Raw genomic sequence first — 24118 nt, 5'->3', positions numbered from 1 at the left:
ATAGAGTAAGAAGTCCTACAGCCGTCTCGATTGCCCCTACATTTGGGCAGGAAGTTTTACTAGGGAAGTTGCTATTGCATGTGGCGTGAAACCAAAATTCTGCTGATTGATGACGATAGCGTCCGTCGCCGCGATTTGGCGGTGATTTTGAATTTTCTCGGCGAAGAAAATTTGCCCTGCGGCAGCCACGATTGGCAGCAGGCGGTCAGCTCGTTGTCGTCGAGCCGTGAAGTCATTTGTGTGCTGATCGGGACGGTAAACGCTCCTGGCGCTGTTTTGGGCTTGTTAAAGACACTGTCTACCTGGGATGAGTTCCTTCCCGTGTTGCTAATGGGCGAAAATTCTTCGCTCGACCTGCCCGAAGACCAGCGCCGGCGCGTCCTTTCCACCCTGGAAATGCCGCCCAGCTACAGCAAATTGCTCGATTCCCTGCACCGTGCCCAGGTCTATCGCGAGATGTACGACCAGGCTCGCGAGCGCGGTCGTCATCGCGAACCCAACCTGTTCCGTAGCCTGGTCGGCACCAGCCGCGCCATCCAGCATGTGCGCCAGATGATGCAGCAAGTGGCCGACACTGACGCCAGCGTGCTGATCCTCGGCGAGTCGGGCACCGGCAAGGAAGTGGTCGCGCGCAACCTGCATTACCATTCCAAGCGCCGCGACGGGCCCTTTGTACCGGTCAACTGCGGGGCGATCCCGGCAGAGCTGCTGGAAAGCGAACTGTTCGGTCACGAGAAGGGCGCCTTTACCGGCGCCATTACCAGCCGTGCCGGGCGTTTCGAGCTGGCCAACGGCGGCACCCTGTTCCTCGACGAAATCGGCGACATGCCGCTGCCGATGCAGGTCAAGCTGCTGCGTGTGTTGCAGGAGCGCACATTCGAGCGCGTGGGCAGCAACAAGACCCAGAGCGTGGACGTGCGCATCATCGCCGCGACCCACAAGAACCTCGAAAGCATGATCGAGATCGGCAGCTTCCGCGAAGACCTCTACTATCGCCTCAACGTATTCCCCATCGAGATGGCCCCGCTGCGTGAGCGCGTGGAAGACATCCCGCTGCTGATGAACGAACTGATCTCGCGCATGGAACACGAAAAGCGTGGCTCGATTCGCTTCAATTCCGCCGCAATCATGTCCCTGTGCCGCCACGGCTGGCCGGGCAACGTGCGTGAGCTGGCCAACCTGGTGGAGCGCATGGCGATCATGCACCCCTACGGTGTGATCGGCGTGGTCGAGCTGCCGAAGAAATTCCGCTATGTCGACGACGAAGATGAGCAATTGGTCGACAGTCTGCGCAGTGACATGGAAGAACGGGTCGCCATCAACGGCCACACCCCGGACTTCGGTTCCACCGCCATGCTGCCGCCGGAGGGCCTGGACCTGAAGGACTACCTCGGTAACCTGGAGCAGGGTCTGATCCAACAAGCCCTGGACGATGCCGGTGGCATTGTCGCCCGTGCCGCCGAGCGCCTGCGCATTCGTCGTACCACCCTGGTAGAGAAGATGCGCAAGTACGGTATGAGCCGCCGCGAAGGTGACGAACAGGCGGATGATTGACGCCTGTTTTTCAACTGACTGAAAACTAAGCCTATTTTTTTAGGCACGGGTATTGCTACAGCCCTCGCAACGTTCCGTTTAACTGACGGTCAGCCAAGCGAGAGAGCATCATGCCCCACGCCGCCCAATTAGCCTCAGCCCCTGCCATCCAGGGGCTTGTTCCCTCCGCAGAGCCGCTCGCCCGGCAGGGTCTTGAACATGCGTTCTCGCAGTTCAACCAGATGTCGAGCCAACTGAGCGACTCCTATAGTCTGCTGGAAGCTCGGGTTTCGGAGCTTAAAGGCGAGCTGGCGGTGGTCAGTGCTCAGCGTATGCAGGAGCTGGCCGAGAAAGAGCGCCTGGCCAACCGCTTGCAAAACCTGCTCGACCTGTTGCCCGGCGGCGTGATCGTGATTGACGACCAGGGCCGCGTGCGCGAAGCCAACCCGGCCGCCTGCGACCTGCTGGGACTGCCGCTGGAAGGCGAGCTGTGGCGCCACGTCATCACCCGCTGCTTCGCCCCGCGCGAAGATGATGGTCATGAAATCTCCCTCAAGGATGGGCGTCGCCTGTCGATTTCCACCCGTTCCCTGGACGCCGAGCCCGGCCAGTTGGTGCTGCTCAACGACCTGACTGAAACCCGCCACTTGCAAGACCAGTTGGCGCGCCATGAGCGCTTGTCGTCCCTGGGGCGCATGGTCGCTTCTCTGGCGCATCAAATCCGTACACCCTTGTCGGCGGCGTTGATCTACGCCAGTCATTTGACTGATGAGCAGTTGCCGGCCGCTACCCATCAGCGTTTTGCCGGGCGCCTAAAAGAGCGTCTGCACGAATTGGAGCATCAGGTACGCGACATGCTGGTGTTCGCTCGCGGCGAACTGCCGTTGACCGACCGCATCACTCCGGCCGAGTTGATGCAGACCCTGCAGGCGGCGGCCGCCACTCACATTCAAGACGCGCAGGTGCGCTGGCAGTGCGACAGCCACCAAGGCGAGTTGCTGTGCAATCGCGACACCCTGGTGGGATCGCTGCTCAACCTGATCGAAAACGCCACCCAGGCCAGCGGCCCCGGTGCGCGGCTCAAGGTGCACCTATATCGCCGTCAAGATTCGCTGCGCCTGTGCGTCAGCGACAATGGCAGTGGCATCGACCCGCAGGTGCTGCGGCGTCTGGGCGAGCCCTTTTTTACCACCAAGACCAACGGAACCGGCCTGGGCCTGACCGTGGTCAAGGCCGTGGCGCGCGCCCATCAGGGAGAATTGCAGCTGCGTTCCCGGTTGGGGCGCGGCACCTGTGCATTGATGAGCTTGCCGCTGTTTTCAGGCGCGGCAAGCGCGGAGTAAAGAGTCATGGCTATCAAGGTTTTACTGGTGGAAGACGATCGCGCCCTGCGTGAAGCATTGGCTGACACGCTGCTGTTGGCGGGCCATGACTACCGGGCGGTCGGGTCTGCCGAAGAGGCCTTGGACGCGGTGGCACAGGAGGCGTTCAGCCTGGTGGTCAGCGACGTCAATATGCCCGGCATGGACGGTCACCAATTGCTGGCCCTGCTGCGCGCCCGCCAGCCGCAACTGCCGGTGTTGTTGATGACTGCCCACGGAGCCGTGGAGCGCGCGGTGGATGCGATGCGCCAGGGCGCGGCGGATTACCTGGTCAAGCCCTTTGAGCCCAAGGCCCTGATCGAGTTGGTAGCGCGCCACGCTCTTGGCGTGATCTCGGCGCACGAAGGCGAGGGTCCGATTGCCATCGAGCCAGCCAGCGCCCAGTTGCTGGAATTGGCGGCCCGCGTGGCGCGCAGCGATTCCACGGTGCTGATTTCCGGTGAGTCCGGTACGGGTAAGGAAGTGCTGGCGCGTTACATTCACCAGCAGTCGACCCGCGCCAAGCAGCCGTTCATCGCCATCAACTGCGCGGCGATCCCCGACAACATGCTGGAAGCCACGCTGTTCGGTCATGAAAAGGGCTCATTCACCGGTGCTATTGCGGCGCAAGCCGGCAAGTTCGAGCAGGCCGACGGCGGCACAATCCTGCTCGACGAGATTTCCGAGATGCCCTTGGGCCTGCAAGCCAAGTTGCTGCGTGTGTTGCAGGAGCGCGAAGTGGAGCGCGTCGGCGCGCGCAAACCGATCCAGTTGGATATCCGAGTAGTGGCCACCACCAACCGCGATCTCGCCGGCGAAGTGGCGGCGGGGCGCTTCCGTGAAGACTTGTTCTATCGCCTGTCGGTGTTTCCGCTGGCCTGGCGCCCTTTGCGCGAGCGTCCGGCGGATATCGTGCCCTTGGCCGAGCGCCTGCTGAACAACCACGTCAAAAAAATGAAGCACGCCCAGGCGCGGCTTTCGGCCGAGGCGCAGGCGTGCCTGATCGCCTATCCATGGCCGGGCAATGTGCGGGAACTGGACAACGCGATCCAACGTGCCCTGATCTTGCAGCAGGGCGGTTTGATTCAGCCCCAGGATTTCTGTCTGGCCATGGGCAGTGGCGCGGCGCCGCTGCCGACACTGGCCCCCGCACCGTTGGTCGCCGAGGTGGAAACCGCCAGCGCTTTGGGCGATGACCTGCGTCGCCGCGAATTCCAGATGATCATCGATACCTTGCGCGCCGAGCGCGGCCGCCGCAAAGAGGCCGCCGAACGCCTGGGCATCAGCCCGCGCACCTTGCGCTACAAGTTGGCGCAGATGCGCGACGCCGGCATGGATGTGGAAGCGTATCTTTTCGCCACCTGAAAATAGCCAAGGCGTACAAGGTTTGTCGCCTTTTCTTACGAGTCGCCACGGATCTGGCACCCTTGTTGCTACCTCCCCTAGTAACTGCAGCGTAGTGTCAAATTTTTGCGGGTCGGAGAGAGAAGGTCATGAGCCAGGGTATTGAGTTCAATCGGTTGATGTTGGATATGCGCTCCATGCAGATGGATGCCATGGCTCAACCGAAATCCGTCGCGCCAGCGCCGGAATTGGGCCAAAGCAGTTTTGCCGACATGCTCGGTCAGGCCATCAACAAAGTCAGTGACACCCAGCAAGCCTCCAGCCAGTTGGCCAGCGCGTTCGAGATCGGTAAGAGCGGTGTGGACCTCACCGACGTGATGATCGCTTCGCAAAAAGCCAGCGTTTCCTTTCAGGCTCTGACCCAAGTGCGTAACAAGCTGGTTCAGGCCTATCAAGACATCATGCAGATGCCGGTTTAAGGGCGAGATTTAAGTCATGGCAGAAGCAGTCGTGGACAACGTACCCGCCAAGACAGAAGGCAAGCCGCCGCTGTTTGGCCTGTCGTTCCTGGAAAACCTTTCGGAAATGACCATGTTGCGTCAGGTTGGCCTGTTGGTCGGCCTGGCTGCCAGCGTGGCGATTGGTTTTGCCGTGGTGTTGTGGTCGCAGCAACCCGATTACCGGCCATTGTATGGCAGCCTGGCTGGCCTGGATTCCAAACAGATTATGGAAACCCTGGCCGCCGCTGACATCGCCTACACCGTGGAGCCCAACTCCGGGGCTCTGCTGGTCAAGGCCGATGACGTCGCCCGTGCGCGCATGAAGCTGGCCGCTGCCGGTGTGACGCCGTCCGACAGCAATATCGGGTTTGAGATCCTCGACAAGGACCAGGGCCTGGGCACCAGTCAGTTCATGGAAGCCACCCGCTATCGGCGCGGCTTGGAAGGGGAACTGGCGCGTACCATCTCCAGCCTCAATAACGTCAAGGGTGCCCGCGTGCACCTGGCCATTCCGAAAAGCTCGGTATTTGTGCGTGATGAGCGCAAGCCCAGCGCCTCGGTACTGGTTGAGCTGTTCGCCGGTCGTTCCCTGGAACCCGGTCAGGTCAATGCCATCGTCAACCTGGTGGCTACCAGCGTTCCCGAACTGAGCAAATCCCAGATCACCGTGGTGGATCAAAAGGGCAACCTGCTCTCCGACCAAGCCGAGAACTCCGCGCTGACCCAGGCCGGCAAGCAGTTCGATTACAGTCGCCGCGTGGAAAGCATGCTGACCCAGCGCGTGCACAACATCCTGCAACCGGTGTTGGGCAATGATCGCTATAAAGCCGAAGTCTCCGCCGATGTGGATTTCAGCGCTGTGGAGTCCACCTCCGAGCAGTTCAACCCGGACCAGCCGGCCCTGCGCAGCGAGCAGTCCACCAGCGAACAACGTACCGCCAGCAATGGCCCGCAAGGTGTGCCGGGGGCCCTGAGCAATCAGCCGCCATCGCCAGCCTCGGCCCCGCAAACCACCGGTGGCGCCGCCGCTACCGCCGGCGCGATCCAGCCTGGGCAACCGCTGCTGGACGCCAACGGTCAGCAGATCATGGACCCGGCCACCGGCCAGCCGATGCTCGCCCCGTACCCGGCGGACAAGCGTAACCAGTCCACCAAGAACTTCGAGCTGGACCGTTCCATCAGCCACACCAAGCAGCAGCAGGGCCGTGTCAATCGCCTGTCGGTGTCGGTGGTGGTCGACGATCAAGTCAAGGTCAATGCCGCAGACGGCGCGGTCACCCGTGCCCCGTGGAGCGCCGACGAATTGGCGCGCTTCACCCGCCTGGTGCAGGACGCCGTCGGCTTCGACGCCAGCCGTGGCGACAGCGTGAGCGTGATCAACATGCCGTTCTCCGCCGAGCGTGGCGAAGTGATTGCCGAGCCAGCGTTCTACTCGCAGCCGTGGTTCTGGGACATCGTCAAGCAAGTGCTGGGTGTGCTGTTCATCCTGGTACTGGTGTTCGGCGTGCTGCGCCCGGTGCTCAACAACATCACCGGCAACGGCAAGAAGCAACTGGCCCTGGCCGGCGGCAGCGATGTCGAGTTGGGTGGCATGGGCGGCCTGGACGGCGAACTGGCCAACGACCGCGTCAGCCTCGGCGGCCCGCAAAGCATTCTGTTGCCAAGCCCGAGCGAAGGCTATGACGCGCAGTTGAACGCAATCAAGAGTCTGGTAGCAGAAGACCCGGGCCGTGTGGCTCAGGTCGTGAAAGAGTGGATTAACGCAGATGAGTGATAATCGAGCCGCTGTTGCCAAGCTCTCCCGGGTCGACAAAGCCGCAGTCCTGCTGCTGTCGCTGGGGGAAACCGACGCCGCCCAAGTGCTGCGCCACATGGGGCCCAAAGAGGTTCAACGGGTGGGCGTGGCCATGGCGCAAATGCGCAATGTGCACCGCGAGCAAGTCGAACAGGTGATGAGCGAGTTCGTCGAGATTGTCGGCGATCAGACCAGCCTGGGCGTCGGCTCCGATAGCTACATCCGCAAGATGCTCACCTCGGCCCTGGGCGAAGACAAGGCCAACGGCCTGATCGACCGCATCCTGCTGGGCGGCAATACCAGCGGCCTGGACAGCCTCAAGTGGATGGAACCGCGCGCCGTGGCCGATGTGATCCGCTACGAGCACCCGCAGATTCAGGCCATCGTGGTGGCGTACCTCGACCCCGACCAGGCTGGTGAAGTGCTGGGCCACTTCGACCATAAAGTGCGTCTGGACATCATCCTGCGCGTGTCGTCGCTCAATACCGTGCAGCCGGCCGCCCTGAAAGAACTGAACACCATCCTGGAGAAGCAGTTCTCGGGCAACTCCAATGCCTCGCGTACCACCCTGGGTGGCATCAAGCGCGCGGCGGACATCATGAACTTCCTCGACAGCTCGGTCGAAGGCCAGTTGATGGACTCGATCCGCGAGATCGACGACACCCTGTCCGGCCAGATCGAAGACCTTATGTTCGTGTTCAACAACCTCTCCGATGTCGACGACCGTGGCATCCAGGCGTTGCTGCGCGAAGTGTCCTCCGACGTACTGGTACTGGCACTCAAAGGCTCCGACGACGGCGTCAAGGAAAAGATCTTCAAGAACATGTCCAAGCGCGCGTCCGAACTGTTGCGCGACGACCTGGAAGCCAAGGGCCCGGTGCGCGTCAGCGACGTCGAAACCGCGCAGAAAGAAATCCTCACCATTGCCCGCCGTATGGCCGAAGCCGGAGAAATCGTTCTCGGTGGGAAGGGCGGCGAAGAAATGATCTAAGGCGTTGTCCATGTCGAGCAAAGATGAGGCACCCAGCGATCTGATTCGCGCACGGGATGTCGGCGGGTTCGACATCTGGTCGCTGCCCAGCTTCGACCCGCATGTGCCTGAGCCCGAGCCGGAACCGGTGGAAGAGCCGCCGGTGGAAATGGAAGAAGTGCCGCTGGAAGAAGTCCAGCCACTGACCCTGGAAGAGCTGGAAAGCATCCGTCAGGAGGCTTACAACGAGGGCTTCACTGCCGGTGAGAAAGACGGTTTTCGCAGCACCACCCTCAAGGTGCGCCAGGAAGCCGAGGCCGCGCTGGCGGTGAAACTGGCCAGCCTGGAGCGCTTGATGGGTAGCTTGTTCGAGCCTATCGCCGAACAGGACACCCAGATCGAAAAAGCCATGGTGCGCCTGGTGGAGCACATGACGCGTCAGGTGATTCAGCGTGAGTTGGCGCTGGACTCCAGCCAGATCGAAAGCGTCATGCGCGAAGCCCTCAAGCTGCTGCCCCTGGGCGTCGGCAATGTGCGGTTGTACATCAACCCGCAGGATTTCGAACAGGTCAAAGCCCTGCGCGAGCGCCATGAAGAAACCTGGCGCATCGTCGAAGACGCCGCGTTGCAGCCCGGCGGTTGCCGCGTCGAGACCGAGCACAGCCGCATCGATGCCACGGTGGAAACCCGCATCAGCCAGATCATGGCCAAGTTGCTCGATCAACAGCACGAGCAGGTGCTGAACCCGGCCGAACCTGACCTGAGCATTGACCTGGACGCCCCCGATGCGCCTTGATCGCACCAGCTTCACCAAGCGCTTGAGCGCTTACACCGAAGCCACTGAATTGCCCGGCCAGCCGATCCTGGAAGGGCGGCTGTTGCGCATGGTTGGCCTGACCCTCGAAGCCGAAGGTTTACGCGCCGCCATGGGCAGCCGCTGCATGGTGATCAACGACGACAGTTATCACCCGGTGCAGGTTGAAGCCGAGGTCATGGGGTTTTCCGGCAGCAAGATTTTCCTGATGCCCGTGGGCAGCCTGGCGGGCATCGCCCCCGGTGCCCGCGTGGTGCCCCTGGCCGATACCGGCCGCCTGCCCATGGGCATGAGCATGCTCGGTCGCGTGCTCGACGGCGCCGGGCGCGCGCTGGACGGCAAGGGCGGTATGAAGGCCGAAGATTGGGTGCCGATGGACGGTCCCACCATCAACCCGCTCAACCGTAACCCCATCAGCGTGCCGCTGGACGTGGGGATTCGCAGCATCAACGGTTTATTGACGGTCGGTCGCGGCCAGCGTCTGGGCCTGTTCGCCGGTACCGGCGTGGGTAAGTCGGTGTTGCTGGGCATGATGACGCGCTTTACCGAGGCCGACATCATCGTGGTTGGGCTGATCGGCGAGCGGGGCCGGGAGGTGAAGGAGTTCATCGAGCACAGCCTCGGCGAGGAAGGTCTCAAACGCTCGGTGGTGGTTGCATCCCCTGCCGACGATGCGCCGCTGATGCGACTGCGCGCCGCCATGTATTGCACGCGCATCGCCGAATACTTTCGCGACAAGGGCAAGAACGTCCTGTTGCTGATGGACTCGCTCACCCGTTTCGCCCAGGCCCAGCGGGAAATCGCCCTGGCCATCGGTGAGCCGCCGGCCACCAAGGGTTACCCGCCGTCGGTGTTCGCCAAGCTGCCTAAGCTGGTGGAGCGCGCCGGTAACGCCGAGGCCGGTGGGGGCTCGATCACCGCGTTCTACACGGTGCTGTCCGAAGGCGACGACCAGCAGGACCCCATCGCCGACTCGGCCCGGGGCGTACTCGACGGCCATATCGTGTTGTCGCGGCGCCTGGCGGAGGAGGGGCACTACCCGGCCATCGACATCGAAGCATCCATCAGCCGGGTGATGCCGGCGGTGGTCACGCCCGAGCACATGACCCGTGCGCAGCAGTTCAAGCAGCTGTGGTCGCGTTATCAGCAGAGTCGCGACCTGATCAGCGTCGGCGCTTATGTGGCCGGCGGCGATCGCGATACCGACCTGGCCATCGCCCTGCAACCGCAGTTGGTGACGTACCTGCGCCAGGGCCTCAACGACAAGATCAGCATGGGCGAAAGCGAAGCGCACTTGCAGTCGATCTTCGCCCCGGCGCCAGGCGGCTAAGCCATGGCCAGCAGTCGCGCGTCACGCTTGGCCCCGGTGGTGGACATGGCCGAAAAGGCCGAAAAAACCGCGGTGCAGCGCCTGGGGTATTTCCAGGGCCAAGTGCGCTTGGCCGAAAGCAAGCTGGGCGACCTGGAGCGCTTTCGCGGCGAGTACCAGCAGCAGTGGATCGAGCGCGGCGCCAAAGGCGTATCGGGCCAATGGCTGATGGGCTATCAGGGCTTTCTCAACCAGTTGGAAACCGCCGTCGGCCAGCAGCGTCAAAGCCTGGCCTGGCACCAGAACAACCTCGACAAGGCCCGTGAGAGCTGGCAGCAGGCATTCGCCCGCGTCGAAGGTCTGCGCAAACTGGTGCAGCGCTATATCGATGAAGCGCGGGCGATTGAAGACAAGCGCGAGCAGAAGTTGCTGGATGAACTGTCCCAACGCCTGCCGCGTCCGGAACAGTTCTAAATGACGGGCTGTGTTGCCCGTACTCGGTTCAACTGCTAAACCTTGTGTGTACGCCCCCCACGACAAGGAAGCAGTCATATGTCAGTCGAGTCAGTTGTATCCCCGGACGGGAAGAAGTTGACCATCGTTATCAAAGGCCGCTTCGATTTCAGCAGCCACCAGCTCTTTCGTGACGCTTACGAGCCGTTCTACAAGGCACCGGATACCTATATCGTCGACCTCAAAGACACTACCTATTTGGACAGTTCCGCCCTGGGCATGCTGCTGTTGCTGCGGGACCACGCGGGGGGCGACGAATCTGAGGTCAGGGTCATCAACAGCAACTCTGACGTGCGCAAAATCCTCGCCATCTCCAACTTCGACAAGCTGTTCGACATCAATTGAGCGCCCTGGCCCCCGCCCATGAGGCGCTTACGATCCTGATCGCCGATGACAGCGCCACTGACTTGCTCTTGCTGTCGACCATTGTGCGACGTCAGGGGCATCAAGTGCTCACCGCCGCCAATGGGCGCGAAGCGGTCGAGGTATTCACGCGCGCGCGTCCGCAATTGGTGTTGATGGATGCGCTGATGCCGGTGATGGACGGCTTCGAAGCCGCGCGCTGGATCAAGCAGCTGTCCGGCGAAGCCTTGGTGCCGATCATCTTCCTCACCTCCCTGACCGACAGCGCCGACCTGGCCGAGTGCCTGGACGCCGGCGGCGATGACTTCCTGGCCAAGCCCTACAACCCCTTGCTCCTGGCCGCGAAGATCAACGCCATGGACCGCCTGCGCCGCCTGCAAGCCACGGTCTTGCAGCAGCGCGACCTGATCGCCAAGCACAATGACTACCTGCTGCACGAGCAACGGGTGGCCAAGGCAGTGTTCGACAAGGTCGCGCATTCGGGCTGTATCAATGCCGCGCCGAATATCCGCTACCTGCAATCGCCCTATGCGTTGTTCAACGGGGACTTGCTGCTGGCGGCCTACACGCCTTCGGGTGATATGCATGTGCTGCTCGGCGATTTCACCGGCCACGGTTTGCCGGCAGCGGTGGGGGCCATGCCCCTGGCGGAAGTGTTCTACGGCATGACCGCCAAAGGCTACGGCCTGACGCAGATCTTGCGCGAGATGAACGCCAAGCTTAAACGCATCCTGCCGGTGGACATGTTCTGCTGCGCCACCCTGCTGTGCCTGAGTACCGATCGGCGCGTGGTCGAGGTGTGGAACGGCGGCATGCCCGAGGGCTACGTGCTTGAAGTGACCACCGGCAAACGCACGCCATTGGCGTCGCGGCATTTGCCGCTGGGGGTACTGTCGGCGGAACTGTTCGACGACCGCACTGAAGTCTGGCCCGTGGCCCTGGGCGATCGGGTGTTTCTGCTGTCCGATGGGGTGTTGGAAACCGCCGACGCCAATGATCGATTGTTTGGGGTTGAACGCCTGCAACAAGTATTCGACACCAACCGCGAGCCCGATCGTCTGTTCGACGACATCGAACAGGCCCTGGTCGCGTTTCGCGGTGAAGCCCGTGATGACGTGAGCATGGTGGAGATCACCTTGCGGTCGGGTCTGGCGACGCGCGCCACCGGGCCGTTGTATGCCGACAGCGGCCAGTCGTGCCCACGGGATTGGTCGGTGAATTTCGAATTTCGCGCCGAAACCCTCAAGCGCTACAACCCGTTGCCCTACCTGTTGCAACTGCTGTTGGAGATCCACGGCCTGCGTGCACAGAGCGGCGCGCTCTACAGCGTGATGGCCGAGCTGTACTCCAACGCGCTGGAGCACGGCGTACTCGGCCTGGACTCTTTGCTCAAGCGCGATGCCCAGGGCTTTGCCGAATATTATCGCCAGCGCAACGAGCGCCTGGCTCAACTGGACAGTGGTTACGTGCGGGTGCAGGTGCAGGTGGTGCCCAATGGAGCGGGCGGGACGATGACCTTGCGGATCGAAGACAGCGGCCCCGGGTTTGACGTGGAAAAAGTGCTGGCGCAGCCAATGGATATCGATCGTCTGTCCGGTCGGGGCTTGGGCCTGGTGCGTCAGCTCAGCCGCGACATACGCTGGTCCGATGGCGGGCGCTGTGTCTGCGTGGAGTTTTCCTGGGAGGCTCTGGCATAATCCGCCGATTCTTGATCAAGGAGCGAGCAAGTGGTCGATGTTCATCTGGACCCTGACGTGTTGTCGGGTTTGCAGGAAGTGATGGAAGGCGAGTACCCCAAGCTGCTCGAAACCTTTCTCGACGATTCGCAAAAACGCATCGAAGCGCTGCGCACGGCGCGGGATGACGCCAAGGCATTAGGCAAGATCGCCCACAGCTTCAAGGGCAGCAGCGGCAACCTGGGGGCTGTACGTCTGGCGCAGTTGTGCGAGCGGCTGGAGCTGGAATCCGGCGAGCCGACCGCGAATCTGGAGGCGCTGGTGGATCAGATCGATCATGAGTTTGCGGTGGTCAAGCCGCTGTATGAGTCGGAGCGTCAGCGGTTTCAGGTGTAGCGGTCAACCCGCAGTCCGAAGGCAGAAACCATACTTGGCCCGACTCTTGCTTTAGCTCTCGATACTGCATCCCTCGATCCCCATGCAGTGGAGACCTTTATCATGCCAGTCGCCACGAATTCGCTTCTTCAGGCTGCCCCCGCAGCCAAGGCCCAAGCGCCCGCCGCCAACTCGCCGGCGGTGGCGGCGGAGCCACGGGACAAGGGCCCTGGCTTCGCTCAAGTGTTCGCCAGCCAGGGTTCCAAGCCCAGCCTCAAGGGCGATGACAACAGCGTCAAACCCTCTCGCGACAAGTCCGCCGATGCCAGCGCCAAACCTGCCGCCGGGGGTGATCAGCCTGCCGCCAAGACACCGGCGGTTGCCGATAGCGGCAATACCTTGCCTGCCGCTAATCCACCGGCCAAAGCCGATGATGATGCCGCTCAGGACGACGCCGCCGCAGCCGACCCGAGCCTGGCGCAGCAGCCTGCGGTTGACCCCGCGTTGATCGCCGCTGTCGTGCCGGTCGCGGTGCCTGTGCCGGTGGAAACCCCGGCTCCGGTCGTTGACACTGCCGATGATAAGACGCAGCCGCCGGTTGCCGCGCCGCTTGCGCCGCTCGCGCCGGTGGCGGCCAGTGAAGAGGTCAAGCCCGCTTTCGACCCCGAGGCCGACCCTCTGGATGCAATGCCAGCCGTGCGCCTGGCCATGGAGCAGGGCGGCCATGTGTCCGCCAGCAGCCAGGCCCCGGCGAAAACCGCCCCGGCACCAACCCAGGAACAACCCACCGCCGCGCAGAACTTCGCCGCTGGCCTGGCCAATATGGTCGACCAGCAAGCCACCAAGGACAGCACTGACCAAGGCGGCGACAAAGCTTTCAGCGGCTTGATCGACGAGGGGTTGAAGGATCTCAAGAGCGCTAGCAGCGACACCCGGGTCGATGACTTCGCCAACCGCCTCGCCGCCCTGACCCAGGCTGCCACGCCGAAAACCGCCAATGCCTTACCGCCCGTCGCGAATGCGCCGCTGGCCATGCACCAGAGCGGCTGGACCGACGAGATCGTCAACCGCGTCATGTACCTCTCCAGCGCCAACCTCAAGTCGGCGGAGATCCAGTTGCAGCCGGCCGAACTTGGACGCCTGGATATCAAGGTCAACATGACCGCCGACCAGCAGGCCCAGGTCAACTTTATGAGCGCCCACCCGGTGGTGCGCGAAGCGTTGGAAAACCAGTCCGGGCGTTTGCGTGAGATGTTTGCCCAACAGGGCATGGGGCAGGTGGACGTCAACGTCTCCGACCAGTCCCGTGGCCAGGAGCAGCAACAGCAGCAGGCGCAAACCCGCAGTGTGAGCAGTGGGGGTGGGCGTGGTGACATCGGCGACAGCGGTGGTCACGTAGATGTGGCTGAAGCTGTGGCGCCCGTGACGTCGACAGTGATCGGCTCCAGTGCCGTCGATTACTACGCCTGATGTGAGGGGGCTTGCCTAGATAACGCTGTATCGGCCCGCCGATGTATAAGCTGACAGACCCTTATCGGGGGCAAGCCCCGTCCCACTCGAATCGCATTCCAGCTTGAGTGGCAATTGACGAAACGAGGTCAAAATGTGGGAGGGGGCTTGCCCCCGATGAGTGTGTGTCAGTTCATACATCAGTTGACTGATACGCCGCTATCCGGGGGCAAGCCCACTCCCACACTTTATGGTGTTCTCTTGTCTGTGTTCAGCCAGACAACTCTGGCATAACACTTGCTCTTGCCTTCCCGTAGATCTATGAATCCCCGAATAGTGACGGATTATTGGCATGGCGAAGAGCGACGACGCAGCAGCAAAAGCACCCGCAGGCAAAGGTAAGCTCAAGCTTATTCTGTTGATAGTCGTGGGCCTGCTCCTGGCCATCGGCGCCTCGGTGGGTGGCACCTGGTACATCATGCACAGCAGTGCAAGCAAACCGGCACCCGCCGCCGAAACCGCCACCAACGTCAAGCAACCGGCAATCTTCGAGCCGATGCTTCCGGCCTTTGTCGCCAACTTCAACCAGAACGGTCGTCAGCGCTACCTGCAGGTGAGCATCACCTTGCTGGCGCGCAACCAGTCGGACCTGGATGCACTCAAGGTGCATATGCCGGTGATCCGCAACAACCTGGTGATGCTGTTCTCCAGCCAGAGTTTCGACACCCTGGCCACGCCGGTCGGCCAGGAAATGCTGCGCCAGAAGGTCACTGCCAGCGTGCAGGAAGTGGCCCAGAAAGAGCTGGGCAAAACGGTGGTCGAACAGGCGCTCTTCACTAACTTCGTATTGCAGTAGGATCACGACATGGCCGTGCAGGACCTGCTGTCCCAGGATGAAATCGATGCGCTGTTGCATGGCGTCGACGATGGTCTGGTACAGACCGAAATGGCTGCCGAGCCTGGCAGTGTCAAAAGTTATGACCTGACCAGCCAGGATCGCATCGTCCGTGGACGCATGCCGACCCTGGAAATGATCAACGAACGTTTCGCCCGTTACACCCGTATCAGCATGTTCAACATGCTGCGCCGCTCGGCGGACGTGGCGGTGGGCGGCGTGCAGGTGATGAAGTTCGGCGAATACGTGCACTCGCTGTACGTGCCCACCAGCCTCAACCTGGTCAAGATCAAGCCCTTGCGCGGCACCGCGCTGTTCATCCTCGACGCCAAATTGGTGTTCAAGCTGGTGGACAACTTCTTCGGTGGAGATGGCCGCCACGCCAAGATCGAAGGCCGTGAATTCACCCCCACCGAGTTGCGGGTGGTGCGCATGGTGTTGGAGCAGGCGTTCATCGACTTGAAGGAAGCTTGGCAGGCGATCATGGAAGTCAATTTCGAGTACATCAACTCGGAAGTGAACCCGGCCATGGCCAACATCGTCGGTCCCAGCGAAGCCATCGTGGTGTCCACCTTCCATATCGAACTCGACGGCGGTGGTGGCGACCTGCACGTGACCATGCCGTACTCGATGATCGAACCGGTGCGCGAGATGCTCGACGCCGGCTTCCAGTCCGACCTGGACGACCAGGACGAGCGTTGGGTCAAGGCGCTGCGCGAAGACTTGCTGGACGTCGACGTGCCGCTGAGCGCCACCGTGGCCCGCCGTCAGTTGCGCCTGCGGGACATCCTGCACATGCAGCCGGGGGACATCATTCCGGTGGAATTGCCGGAACAAATGGTCATGCGCGCCAATGGCGTGCCGTCGTTCAAGGTCAAGCTCGGTTCCCACAAGGGCAACCTGGCATTGCAAGTGGTTGAGCCGATCAACCGTCGCTGATCCCTAATTTATGAATGTTTGCTTCGCCGAGGACATGTAATGGCTACCGAACACGAAAACACTTCCGCCGAAGACCAGGCCCTGGCCGACGAATGGGCGGCTGCCCTGGAAGAGACCGGCGATGTCGGTCAGGACGATATCGATGCGCTGTTGGCCGCTGACGCCGCCACCGCGCCGGCCGGCAATCGCCTGCCGATGGAAGAATTCGGCAGCGTGCCGAAGAACAACGACCCGGTGTCCCTCGACGGTCCGAACCTGGATGTGATCCTGGATATTCCGGTGTCGATTTCCATGGAAGTGGGCAGCACCGACATCAACATCCGCAACCTGCTGCAGCTCAACCAGGGCTCGGTGATCGAGCTGGACCGCCTGGCCGGTGAGCCGCTGGACGTGCTGGTCAACGGCACGCTGATCGCCCATGGCGAGGTGGTGGTGGTCAACGAAAAGTTCGGCATCCGCCTGACAGACGTGATCAGCCCAAGCGAACGCATCAAGAAGTTGCGCTGATATGAAACGGCTGATGGTGGGGCTGTTGATCGCGTTGGCGCTGCCCGTGTGGGCGGCGGAGCCGGTGGCTCAGGCCGCTGCGGCGCCGGTGGTCGGCAGTGTTGGCGGGCAACTTACCCAACTGGTGCTCGGCCTGCTGCTGGTGGTGGGCTTGATCTTCGTACTGGCCTGGCTGATGCGCCGGGTGCAGCGCGTAGGCCCTGGCAATGGCCAGGTGATCGAAATGATCGGTGCCCGCGCCCTCGGCCCGCGCGATCGGCTGGTGCTGGTGCAGGTGGGGGAGGAGCAGATTCTGCTGGGCATTACGCCAGGTCGCATCACCCCGCTGCACGTACTCAAGACACCGGTGAATGTGGAGCAGACCCAGTCCGCCACGCCCGAATTCGCCCAGCGCCTGATGGAATTGCTGGGCAAGGATCAGAAGGATAAGAAGTAATGCGCGTTTTATTGACGCTCATGCTGTTGCTGGCCGCGCCCTTGGCGCTGGCTGCCGACCCGTTGTCGATCCCGGCCATTACGCTGGGGACCAATGCGGCGGGCGCGCAAGAGTATTCGGTGAGCCTGCAGATCCTGCTGATCATGACCGCGCTGAGCTTTATCCCAGCGTTCGTCATGCTGATGACCAGTTTCACGCGGATCATCATCGTCTTTTCGATCCTGCGTCAGGCGTTGGGCCTGCAGCAAACCCCGTCGAACCAGATCCTCACCGGCATGGCGCTGTTCTTGACGCTGTTCATCATGGCGCCGGTATTCGACAAGGTGAACACGCAAGCCCTGCAACCCTACCTGGCGGAAAAAATGACCGCCCAGGATGCCATCGACAAGGCCCAGGGCCCGATCAAGGATTTTATGCTGTCGCAAACCCGCTCCAGCGACCTTGAGCTGTTCATGCGCCTGTCCAAGCGCACCGACATCGCCAGCCCCGACCAGGCGCCGTTGACCATTCTGGTGCCGGCATTTGTCACCTCCGAATTGAAGACCGCGTTCCAGATCGGCTTCATGATCTTTATTCCGTTCCTGATCATCGACCTGGTGGTGGCGAGCGTGCTGATGGCCATGGGTATGATGATGCTGTCGCCGCTGATCATCTCGTTGCCGTTCAAGATCATGCTGTTTGTGCTGGTGGATGGCTGGGCGCTGATTATCGGCACCTTGGCCGGCAGTTTCGGAGGGGTATAGCGCTATGACGCCAGAAGTCGCCGTCGACCTGTTCCGTGAAGCGCTGTGGCTGACCACCGTGATGGTCGCCGTGCTGGTGGTGCCCAGCCTGTTGGTGGGCTTGCTGGTGGCGATGTTTCAGGCCGCGACCCAGATCAACGAACAAACCTTGAGCTTCCTGCCGCGCCTGTTGGTGATGCTGGTTACCCTGATCGTCGCCGGGCCGTGGCTGGTGCAGTCTTTCATGGAATACATCCTGCAGTTGTACGGCAGTATTCCGCAGCTGATCGGCTGACCGATGCAATCCTTGCTGGCCTTGACCGACACCCAGATCAGTACCTGGGTGGCGTCTTTCATCCTGCCGCTGTTTCGCGTGACGGCGATGTTGATGGCCATGCCGGTGTTCGGCACGACCCTGGTGCCACGGCGGGTGCGCTTGTATTTCGCTGTGGCGATCACGGTGGTGATCGTGCCTGGGCTGCCGCCGATGCCGCCGGTGAATGCGCTGGACCTGAGTGCGCTGCTGCTGATCGCCGAACAGATCCTGATCGGCGCCTTGATGGGCTTTTCCCTGACGTTGTTCTTTCAGGCGTTCGTGATTGCCGGGCAAATCATCTCGGTGCAGATGGGCATGGGCTTCGCCTCCATGGTCGACCCCACCAACGGCGTGTCGGCGGCGGTGATCGGGCAGTTCCTGACCATGCTGGTGACCTTGCTGTTCCTGGCCATGAACGGCCACTTGGTGGCGTTCGAGGTGATGACCGAGAGCTTCACCACCTTGCCGGTGGGCTCGGGGCTGGTGGTTAACCATTTCTGGGAAATTGTCGGCCGCCTCGGCTGGGTGATGGGGGCGGCGCTGTTGCTGGTGTTGCCAGCAATCACGGCCCTGCTGGTGGTCAATATTGCGTTTGGCGTGATGACCCGCGCGGCGCCGCAACTGAACATTTTCTCCATCGGTTTCCCATTGACCCTGGTGTTGGGCATGGGGATTTTCTGGGTCGGCCTGGCCGACATTCTCAATCAGTATCAACCGCTGGCGACCGACGCCTTGCAGTTCTTACGTGATCTGGCACGGGCGCGCTGAACCATGGCCGAGAGCGAGAGTGGTCAGGACAAAACAGAAGACCCCACGGAGAAACGCAAAAAGGACTCCAGGGAGAAGGGCGAGATCGCCCGTTCCAAAGAGCTCAATACCGTTGCGACCATGATGGCCGGTTCCGGTGCCCTGTTGATCTATGGCGGCGGTCTGGCGCTGGATCTGATGGAGCTGATGAAGCACAACTTCAGCTTGCCCCGCGAAGTGCTGCTCAGCCCCGGCGCCATGGGCCAGTATTTGCTGCATTCGGGCCAGATCGCGATCCTGGCCGTGCAGCCGATCCTGATTACCTTACTGCTGGCTGCGCTGATCGGACCCGTGTCCCTTGGCGGCTGGTTGTTCGCCGCCAGCAGCATGGCGCCCAAGTTCAGCCGCATGAATCCGGCGGCGGGGCTCAAACGCATGTTTTCGGCCAAGGCGCTGGTCGAGCTGCTCAAGGCCTTGGCCAAGTTCATCCTGATTCTGTTCGTGGCCATTTCGGTGTTGTCGTCCGATATCGATGACTTGCAGCGCATCGCCCATGAGCCCCTGGAGTCGGCGATTATCCACAGCGTGCAGGTGGTGGGCTGGAGTGCGCTGTGGATGGCGGCTGGGCTAATCCTGATCGCGGCGGTGGATGCGCCGATCCAGCTGTGGGAAAGCCACAAGAAGCTGCTGATGACCAAGCAGGAAGTGCGTGACGAGCACAAGGATCAGGAAGGTCGGCCCGAGGTCAAACAGCGCATCCGCCAGCTGCAACGCGAGATGTCCCAACGCAAGATGATGGCCTCGGTGCCGGATGCCGACGTGGTTATCACCAACCCGACCCACTACGCCGTGGCCCTGAAATACGACCCGGAAAAGGGTGGAGCGCCAATGCTGCTGGCCAAGGGCAGCGATTTCACCGCGTTGAAAATCCGCGAAATCGCCGTGGCCAACGACATTCTGCTGCTGGAATCGCCGGCGTTGGCGCGCTCGATTTTTTACTCCACTGACCTCGATCAGGAAATCCCTGCCGGGTTGTACCTGGCCGTGGCCCAGGTGCTGGCCTATGTCTATCAGATTCGCCAGTACCGCGCCGGCAAAGGCAAGCGGCCCGATCCGCTCAAAGACCTGCCCATCCCGCCGGACCTGCGCCGCGACTCCTGATCGCCACGCCTGTACTGAGCAGGCTTGACGTCTACTACCCTCCACGCCCGTTACCACTCGTCGCGCGATCTCGTCTACCTGTCAACTTTGACAGTAGTCAGTGTCGCGTTCTCGCGGTTCCATAGCCTTAGTGACTGCGCCTCAAGATGCAGGGAGTGGGTTAATGCAGGTGTTTACAGGCAAGGTTCAAACGTATGACCCACAGACCGGCAAGGGTTTGATTGCGCCGGAGGGGTGGGGTGAGGTGGTGGCGGTCGATTTGCTCAGCTCAGATGGTCGCTTGCTTTCGCAAGGACAGAGAGTGGTGTTCCGGAAGATCCATCGCCCTGATGGTGTTTACGCGTGCGAGATCAAGTTGATCTGAGTGTTTTATTGAAGTGTATGGAGAACGGCAATGGCGACGGGCACAGTTAAGTGGTTCAACGCGGAGAAGGGCTTTGGGTTTATCACTCAGGACGGTGGGGTGGATCTATTTGTTCACTACTCCGCCATTAAGGGCGACGGATTCAAAACGCTTGAAGAGGGGCAAAAAGTAGAGTTCGAGGTTACCCAGGGGCCCAAAGGTGCTCAGGCTGAGAACGTCCGCGTCCTTTGATCGTTGTGATCGTTCTCGCAGGGCGATGCTTGATCAACCGGGCCGCGACCGCTGCGTGTGAAGCGGTGTACGGAGACTGGAAATCGAGTTTCCTGTGGGCAGCCCCAAATCACGGTCGAAAATTTCCTCAGCAACGGCTGATGTCCGCCGACCCAAATGTGGGAGGGGCCCCGATTTCACCTCGATAAGCTCAGTTGGCCGTTGGGCCTTTGCTAGTGAGTTGTACTTGCTACCTGTCAACTTTAACAGTAGCCGCCGCCACGGTATCGCGATCTGATGGGGCGGAACGCGCACGTTGTGCGTAAATCTTGTTGAGGAAGGAGGGATTTCTGATGATCACTACCGACAGCGGTCTTCAGTATGGGGACACGACAGAGGGTGAAGGTGTTGAAGCTAAGGCTGGCCAGCGTGTCATCGTTCATTACACGGGTTGGCTTTGGGAAAATGGCGTACAAGGGGCCAAGTTTGACTCGAGCCGTGATCGCAACGATCCATTCGTGTTTGCATTGGGTGCGGGTCAAGTTATTCGTGGGTGGGACGAGGGTGTGCAAGGAATGAAGGTCGGCGGGCAGCGAAGGTTAATCATCCCTCCTCAGCTTGGGTATGGGGCAAGGGGCGCTGGGGGGGTAATCCCACCAAATGCAACACTCTGCTTTGATGTGGAATTGCTCGGTGTTTGATTGTTCTCTCACTGCCAGAGGAATATGACATCTCGCAAGGTCACAAAGACCCGCAGGCCGGGAATATACGACCTCTTTAAAAGCTTACCCCCGTTCGAAAGTGTGGAAAGGGATTGCCCCCGATTGCAGTGTGTCAGACCCTGAGTAGGTGAATGATACCGCCATCGGGGCAAGCCCCACATTGGGTCCGAATTATCCGTTGCTTGCTGCGGTCGTTATTGCGGCGCCAGCGTGCACACGATCCGCCAGTAACTGCGCCAGTTCGATCAACTGCGCCACTCCCAGCAATTGCTCTCGTTTCGAGCCTTCCAGGTCAAAGGCCAAGTTACAGCGCAGCGCGTTGGCCGAGGCGAGGGTTTCGCTGAGGTTGACCAGGAGGTCTTCGGTGCTGATGCCGTTGATGACGGTGAAGAGTACTGTGGTCGGGGGATTTGGGGTGAAGCTGCCACAGATCGCCGCGACGCGATGGAAGGTGGCAGCTGTGCACAGGTTCGCGGACCGGTTACCAAGGAACCCGGCACACCCGAAGGTATCCCACGCACAGCCGCCATAGCGCCGCACAGTAGACGATAAAAAACCGCTTACTGAAAGGGAGATGGTGCTTTTGTTCCGTAGTAAACCGGGCCGCGACGCCCGTCCGCTGCTTTTGCAGTGGTGTTCGGAGACTAGAGAGCGCAGCTCCTAGGGGTAACCCCAAATCCGTGTCAGAAATTTCCTCGATAGCCCCGGCTGTGCACAGCTCAAAATGTGGGAGGGGGCTTGCCCCCGATAGTGGTGGATCAGTCAAAACATCAGTGCCTGACAACTCAGCAATCGAGAGCAAGCCCCCTCCCACAGTCCAATCGATTTATACCCGCTGGATTGTGTCCTTTATGAGGAGGTCCGAAACTAAAAGCAAAGTTGGAAGGCTTCTTGCAATACCGCCTCCAGGACGCCTCCCGGCGTCAAAAGTTTGCTTCAAGGAAACGAGGAATACCGGTGGTGGATCGCTCTCAAATGCTCAGTACGGCCCGTGGCACCCTGACTGACCTGTCGCGGGGCAATCTGGGTGTGCCGTTGCTGTTGCTGGTGATGCTGGCAATGATGATGTTGCCGATGCCACCGTTTCTGCTGGATGTGTTCTTCACGTTCAACATCGCGCTGTCCGTGGTGGTGCTGCTGGTGTGTGTGTATGCCCTGCGGCCGCTGGATTTCGCGGTATTCCCCACCATCCTGCTGGTGGCGACCCTGTTGCGCCTGGCGCTGAACGTGGCGTCCACCCGCGTGGTGATGCTCCACGGTCAGGACGGCCACGCCGCTGCCGGTAAGGTGATCCAGGCCTTCGGTGAAGTGGTGATCGGCGGCAACTACGTGGTCGGTATCGTGGTGTTCGCGATTTTGATGATCATCAACTTCGTGGTCGTGACCAAGGGTGCCGGGCGTATCTCCGAGGTGAGCGCACGTTTTACCCTCGATGCCATGCCCGGCAAACAGATGGCTATCGACGCCGACCTCAACGCCGGCCTGATCGACCAGAACCAAGCCAAGGCCCGCCGTCTGGAAGTGGCCCAGGAAGCCGAGTTCTACGGCTCCATGGACGGTGCCAGCAAATTCGTGCGCGGTGACGCCATCGCTGGCCTGTTGATTCTGTTCATCAACCTCATCGGCGGCGTCGCTGTCGGCATGTTCCAGCACGGCATGAGCTTCGGCGATGCGGGCAAGGTGTACGCCTTGCTGACCATCGGTGACGGTTTAGTGGCGCAATTGCCATCACTGTTGTTATCTACAGCGGCCGCGATCATGGTGACCCGTGCTTCGGGCTCTGAAGACATGGGCAAGCAGATCAGCCGGCAGATGTTCGCGTCGCCCAAGGCGTTGGCCGTAGCGGCTGGCATCATGGCGATCATGGGTATCGTGCCGGGCATGCCCCATGTGTCGTTCCTGACCATGGCCGCGCTGGCCGGCGGCGCCGCCTACCTGTTCTGGAAAAAACAGAACATGGTCAAGGTGCAGGCCCAGCAAGAGATCGCCCGTCAGCAGGAACTGCTGCCATCCCCGGCCCGCGCCCAGGAAACCAAGGAGCTTGGCTGGGACGACGTGACCCCGATCGACATGATCGGCCTGGAAGTCGGCTATCGCCTGATCCCTCTGGTGGACCGCAACCAGGGCGGCCAACTGCTCGCGCGGATCAAGGGCGTGCGCAAGAAGCTGTCCCAGGACCTGGGCTTTTTGATGCCCACCGTGCACATCCGCGACAACCTCGACCTGGCCCCCAGCGCCTACCGCCTGACCCTGATGGGCGTGATCCTGGCCGAAGCCGAGATCTACCCCGACCGCGAACTGGCGATCAACCCCGGGCAGGTGTTCGGCAGCCTCAACGGCATTACCGCCAAAGATCCGGCTTTCGGCCTGGACGCGGTGTGGATCGAAATCAGCCAGCGCAGCCAGGCACAGTCCCTGGGTTACACCGTGGTGGACGCCAGCACGGTCGTTGCCACCCACCTCAACCAGATCCTCTACAAGCACTCCCACGAGCTGATCGGCCACGAGGAAGTCCAGCAATTGATGGGGTTGCTTGGCAAAGCCTCGCCAAAACTCGCAGAAGAACTGGTGCCGGGCGTGCTGTCGTTGTCGCAATTGCTCAAAGTGTTGCAGGCGCTGCTGGCCGAACAGGTGCCGGTGCGCGACATCCGCAGCATTGCCGAAGCCATCGCCAACAACGCCGCCAAGAGTCAAGATACCGCCGCGCTGGTGGCGGCGGTGCGCGTCGGATTGTCCCGCGCTATCGTGCAAAGCATTGTAGGGCTTGACTCCGAGCTGCCTGTGATCACCTTGGAACCAAGGTTGGAACAAATATTGCTCAATAGTATTCAGAAGGCAGGACAAGGCCAGGAAGAGGGCGTTCTGCTGGAGCCAAGCATGGCTGAAAAACTGCAGCGTTCGTTGATCGACGCCGCACAGCGTCAGGAAATGCAGGGCCAACCGGTGATTCTGCTGGTGGCGGGCCCGGTCCGAGCGATGTTGTCGCGGTTTGGACGCCTGGCAGTACCGAATTTGCACGTTTTGGCTTACCAGGAAATTCCTGACAACAAGCAAGTGACTATCGTCGCGACAGTAGGGCCCAACGGCTGAGGGTAGT

The 24118-nt window shown here is 61.2% G+C and carries 26 protein-coding genes; 25 read left to right on the top strand and 1 reads right to left on the bottom strand.

What is annotated here, in order from left to right:
- Window positions 1–78: 78 nt before the first annotated feature.
- The 24 genes from FIV35_RS07790 to FIV35_RS07675 all read left to right on the top strand — a co-directional run bounded on the left by FIV35_RS07790 (window position 79) and on the right by FIV35_RS07675 (window position 21000).
- The gene (locus FIV35_RS07790) at window positions 79–1554 is read left to right on the top strand and encodes a sigma-54 dependent transcriptional regulator (RefSeq protein ID WP_034099504.1); all 1476 of its coding nucleotides are present in this window, start codon (window positions 79–81) and stop codon (window positions 1552–1554) included.
- Window positions 1555–1664: 110 nt separating this feature from the next.
- Window positions 1665–2876 (top strand): sensor histidine kinase, encoded by a 1212-nt coding sequence (locus tag FIV35_RS07785; protein ID WP_034138849.1) that lies wholly within the window; start codon window positions 1665–1667, stop codon window positions 2874–2876.
- Window positions 2877–2882: 6 nt separating this feature from the next.
- Window positions 2883–4259, top strand: a complete 1377-nt coding sequence (locus tag FIV35_RS07780) for a sigma-54-dependent transcriptional regulator (protein ID WP_034138848.1) — start codon at window positions 2883–2885, stop codon at window positions 4257–4259.
- Window positions 4260–4387: 128 nt separating this feature from the next.
- The gene (gene fliE / locus FIV35_RS07775) at window positions 4388–4717 is read left to right on the top strand and encodes a flagellar hook-basal body complex protein FliE (protein ID WP_034099500.1); all 330 of its coding nucleotides are present in this window, start codon (window positions 4388–4390) and stop codon (window positions 4715–4717) included.
- A 16-nt stretch (window positions 4718–4733) separates the two neighbouring features.
- Entirely contained in the window at window positions 4734–6512 is a 1779-nt protein-coding gene (fliF, locus tag FIV35_RS07770) for a flagellar basal-body MS-ring/collar protein FliF (protein WP_034138847.1), read from the top strand.
- Window positions 6505–7524: a flagellar motor switch protein FliG gene (gene fliG, locus FIV35_RS07765; protein ID WP_034099497.1), complete on the top strand. Its 1020-nt coding sequence runs from the start codon at window positions 6505–6507 to the stop codon at window positions 7522–7524. The genes fliF and fliG overlap by 8 nt, the downstream gene beginning before the upstream one ends.
- A gap of 10 nt (window positions 7525–7534) precedes the next feature.
- Window positions 7535–8299, top strand: coding sequence for a flagellar assembly protein FliH (gene fliH, locus FIV35_RS07760; protein WP_083377786.1), 765 nt, complete (start codon window positions 7535–7537; stop codon window positions 8297–8299).
- Window positions 8289–9647: a flagellar protein export ATPase FliI gene (fliI, locus tag FIV35_RS07755; protein WP_034099493.1), complete on the top strand. Its 1359-nt coding sequence runs from the start codon at window positions 8289–8291 to the stop codon at window positions 9645–9647. Before fliH ends, fliI begins: the two co-directional genes overlap by 11 nt.
- Window positions 9648–9650: 3 nt before the next feature.
- Window positions 9651–10100, top strand: a complete 450-nt coding sequence (gene fliJ / locus FIV35_RS07750) for a flagellar export protein FliJ (protein ID WP_034099491.1) — start codon at window positions 9651–9653, stop codon at window positions 10098–10100.
- Between the two features lie 78 nt (window positions 10101–10178).
- Window positions 10179–10484, top strand: coding sequence for an STAS domain-containing protein (locus FIV35_RS07745; protein WP_034138845.1), 306 nt, complete (start codon window positions 10179–10181; stop codon window positions 10482–10484).
- Window positions 10481–12199 (top strand): fused response regulator/phosphatase, encoded by a 1719-nt coding sequence (locus FIV35_RS07740; protein WP_034138844.1) that lies wholly within the window; start codon window positions 10481–10483, stop codon window positions 12197–12199. The genes FIV35_RS07745 and FIV35_RS07740 overlap by 4 nt, the downstream gene beginning before the upstream one ends.
- 30 nt (window positions 12200–12229) lie before the next feature.
- Window positions 12230–12574: an Hpt domain-containing protein gene (locus FIV35_RS07735; RefSeq protein ID WP_034138843.1), complete on the top strand. Its 345-nt coding sequence runs from the start codon at window positions 12230–12232 to the stop codon at window positions 12572–12574.
- 102 nt (window positions 12575–12676) lie between these two features.
- Window positions 12677–14023 (top strand): flagellar hook-length control protein FliK, encoded by a 1347-nt coding sequence (locus FIV35_RS07730; protein WP_034138842.1) that lies wholly within the window; start codon window positions 12677–12679, stop codon window positions 14021–14023.
- 331 nt (window positions 14024–14354) lie between these two features.
- Window positions 14355–14858 carry a flagellar basal body-associated protein FliL gene (fliL, locus tag FIV35_RS07725; protein WP_034138841.1) on the top strand — a complete coding sequence of 168 codons (504 nt, stop codon included), beginning with the start codon at window positions 14355–14357 and terminating at the stop codon, window positions 14856–14858.
- A 9-nt stretch (window positions 14859–14867) separates the two neighbouring features.
- Complete coding sequence (gene fliM, locus FIV35_RS07720) at window positions 14868–15836, top strand: flagellar motor switch protein FliM (protein ID WP_034138840.1); 969 nt, start codon at window positions 14868–14870, stop codon at window positions 15834–15836.
- A gap of 39 nt (window positions 15837–15875) precedes the next feature.
- Window positions 15876–16343: a flagellar motor switch protein FliN gene (gene fliN / locus FIV35_RS07715; RefSeq protein ID WP_034138839.1), complete on the top strand. Its 468-nt coding sequence runs from the start codon at window positions 15876–15878 to the stop codon at window positions 16341–16343.
- 1 nt (window position 16344) lies between these two features.
- Window positions 16345–16779, top strand: coding sequence for a flagellar biosynthetic protein FliO (gene fliO, locus FIV35_RS07710; RefSeq protein ID WP_034099475.1), 435 nt, complete (start codon window positions 16345–16347; stop codon window positions 16777–16779).
- Window positions 16779–17522 (top strand): flagellar type III secretion system pore protein FliP, encoded by a 744-nt coding sequence (gene fliP, locus FIV35_RS07705; protein WP_034138838.1) that lies wholly within the window; start codon window positions 16779–16781, stop codon window positions 17520–17522. Before fliO ends, fliP begins: the two co-directional genes overlap by 1 nt.
- 4 nt (window positions 17523–17526) lie before the next feature.
- Window positions 17527–17796: a flagellar biosynthesis protein FliQ gene (fliQ, locus tag FIV35_RS07700; RefSeq protein ID WP_034099472.1), complete on the top strand. Its 270-nt coding sequence runs from the start codon at window positions 17527–17529 to the stop codon at window positions 17794–17796.
- A 3-nt stretch (window positions 17797–17799) separates the two neighbouring features.
- Window positions 17800–18585, top strand: coding sequence for a flagellar biosynthetic protein FliR (gene fliR, locus FIV35_RS07695; protein ID WP_034114727.1), 786 nt, complete (start codon window positions 17800–17802; stop codon window positions 18583–18585).
- 3 nt (window positions 18586–18588) lie between these two features.
- A complete protein-coding gene (flhB, locus tag FIV35_RS07690) occupies window positions 18589–19725 on the top strand; it encodes a flagellar biosynthesis protein FlhB (RefSeq protein WP_034138837.1) in 1137 nt (378 codons plus the stop codon).
- 163 nt (window positions 19726–19888) lie between these two features.
- Entirely contained in the window at window positions 19889–20089 is a 201-nt protein-coding gene (locus FIV35_RS07685) for a S1 domain-containing protein (protein ID WP_034138836.1), read from the top strand.
- Window positions 20090–20119: 30 nt separating this feature from the next.
- On the top strand, window positions 20120–20320 hold the full coding sequence (locus FIV35_RS07680) for a cold-shock protein (RefSeq protein WP_034138835.1): 201 nt from the start codon (window positions 20120–20122) through the stop codon (window positions 20318–20320).
- Window positions 20321–20652: 332 nt separating this feature from the next.
- On the top strand, window positions 20653–21000 hold the full coding sequence (locus tag FIV35_RS07675) for an FKBP-type peptidyl-prolyl cis-trans isomerase (RefSeq protein ID WP_034138834.1): 348 nt from the start codon (window positions 20653–20655) through the stop codon (window positions 20998–21000).
- A gap of 192 nt (window positions 21001–21192) precedes the next feature.
- On the opposite strand, the gene FIV35_RS07670 is transcribed toward FIV35_RS07675, so the two are convergent.
- On the bottom strand, window positions 21193–21453 hold the full coding sequence (locus tag FIV35_RS07670) for a DUF6124 family protein (RefSeq protein ID WP_034139003.1): 261 nt from the start codon (window positions 21451–21453) through the stop codon (window positions 21193–21195).
- Window positions 21454–21996: 543 nt separating this feature from the next.
- On the opposite strand from FIV35_RS07670, the gene flhA reads away from it, so the two are divergent.
- Window positions 21997–24111, top strand: coding sequence for a flagellar biosynthesis protein FlhA (gene flhA / locus FIV35_RS07665; RefSeq protein ID WP_375538188.1), 2115 nt, complete (start codon window positions 21997–21999; stop codon window positions 24109–24111).
- The last annotated feature ends 7 nt before the right edge of the window (window positions 24112–24118 follow it).

The organism is Pseudomonas rhodesiae (assembly GCF_007858255.1).
GTDB lineage: Bacteria > Pseudomonadota > Gammaproteobacteria > Pseudomonadales > Pseudomonadaceae > Aquipseudomonas > Aquipseudomonas rhodesiae.
Note: the sequence above shows the minus strand (reverse complement) of the source record. Positions and strands in the feature narration are given on the sequence as shown.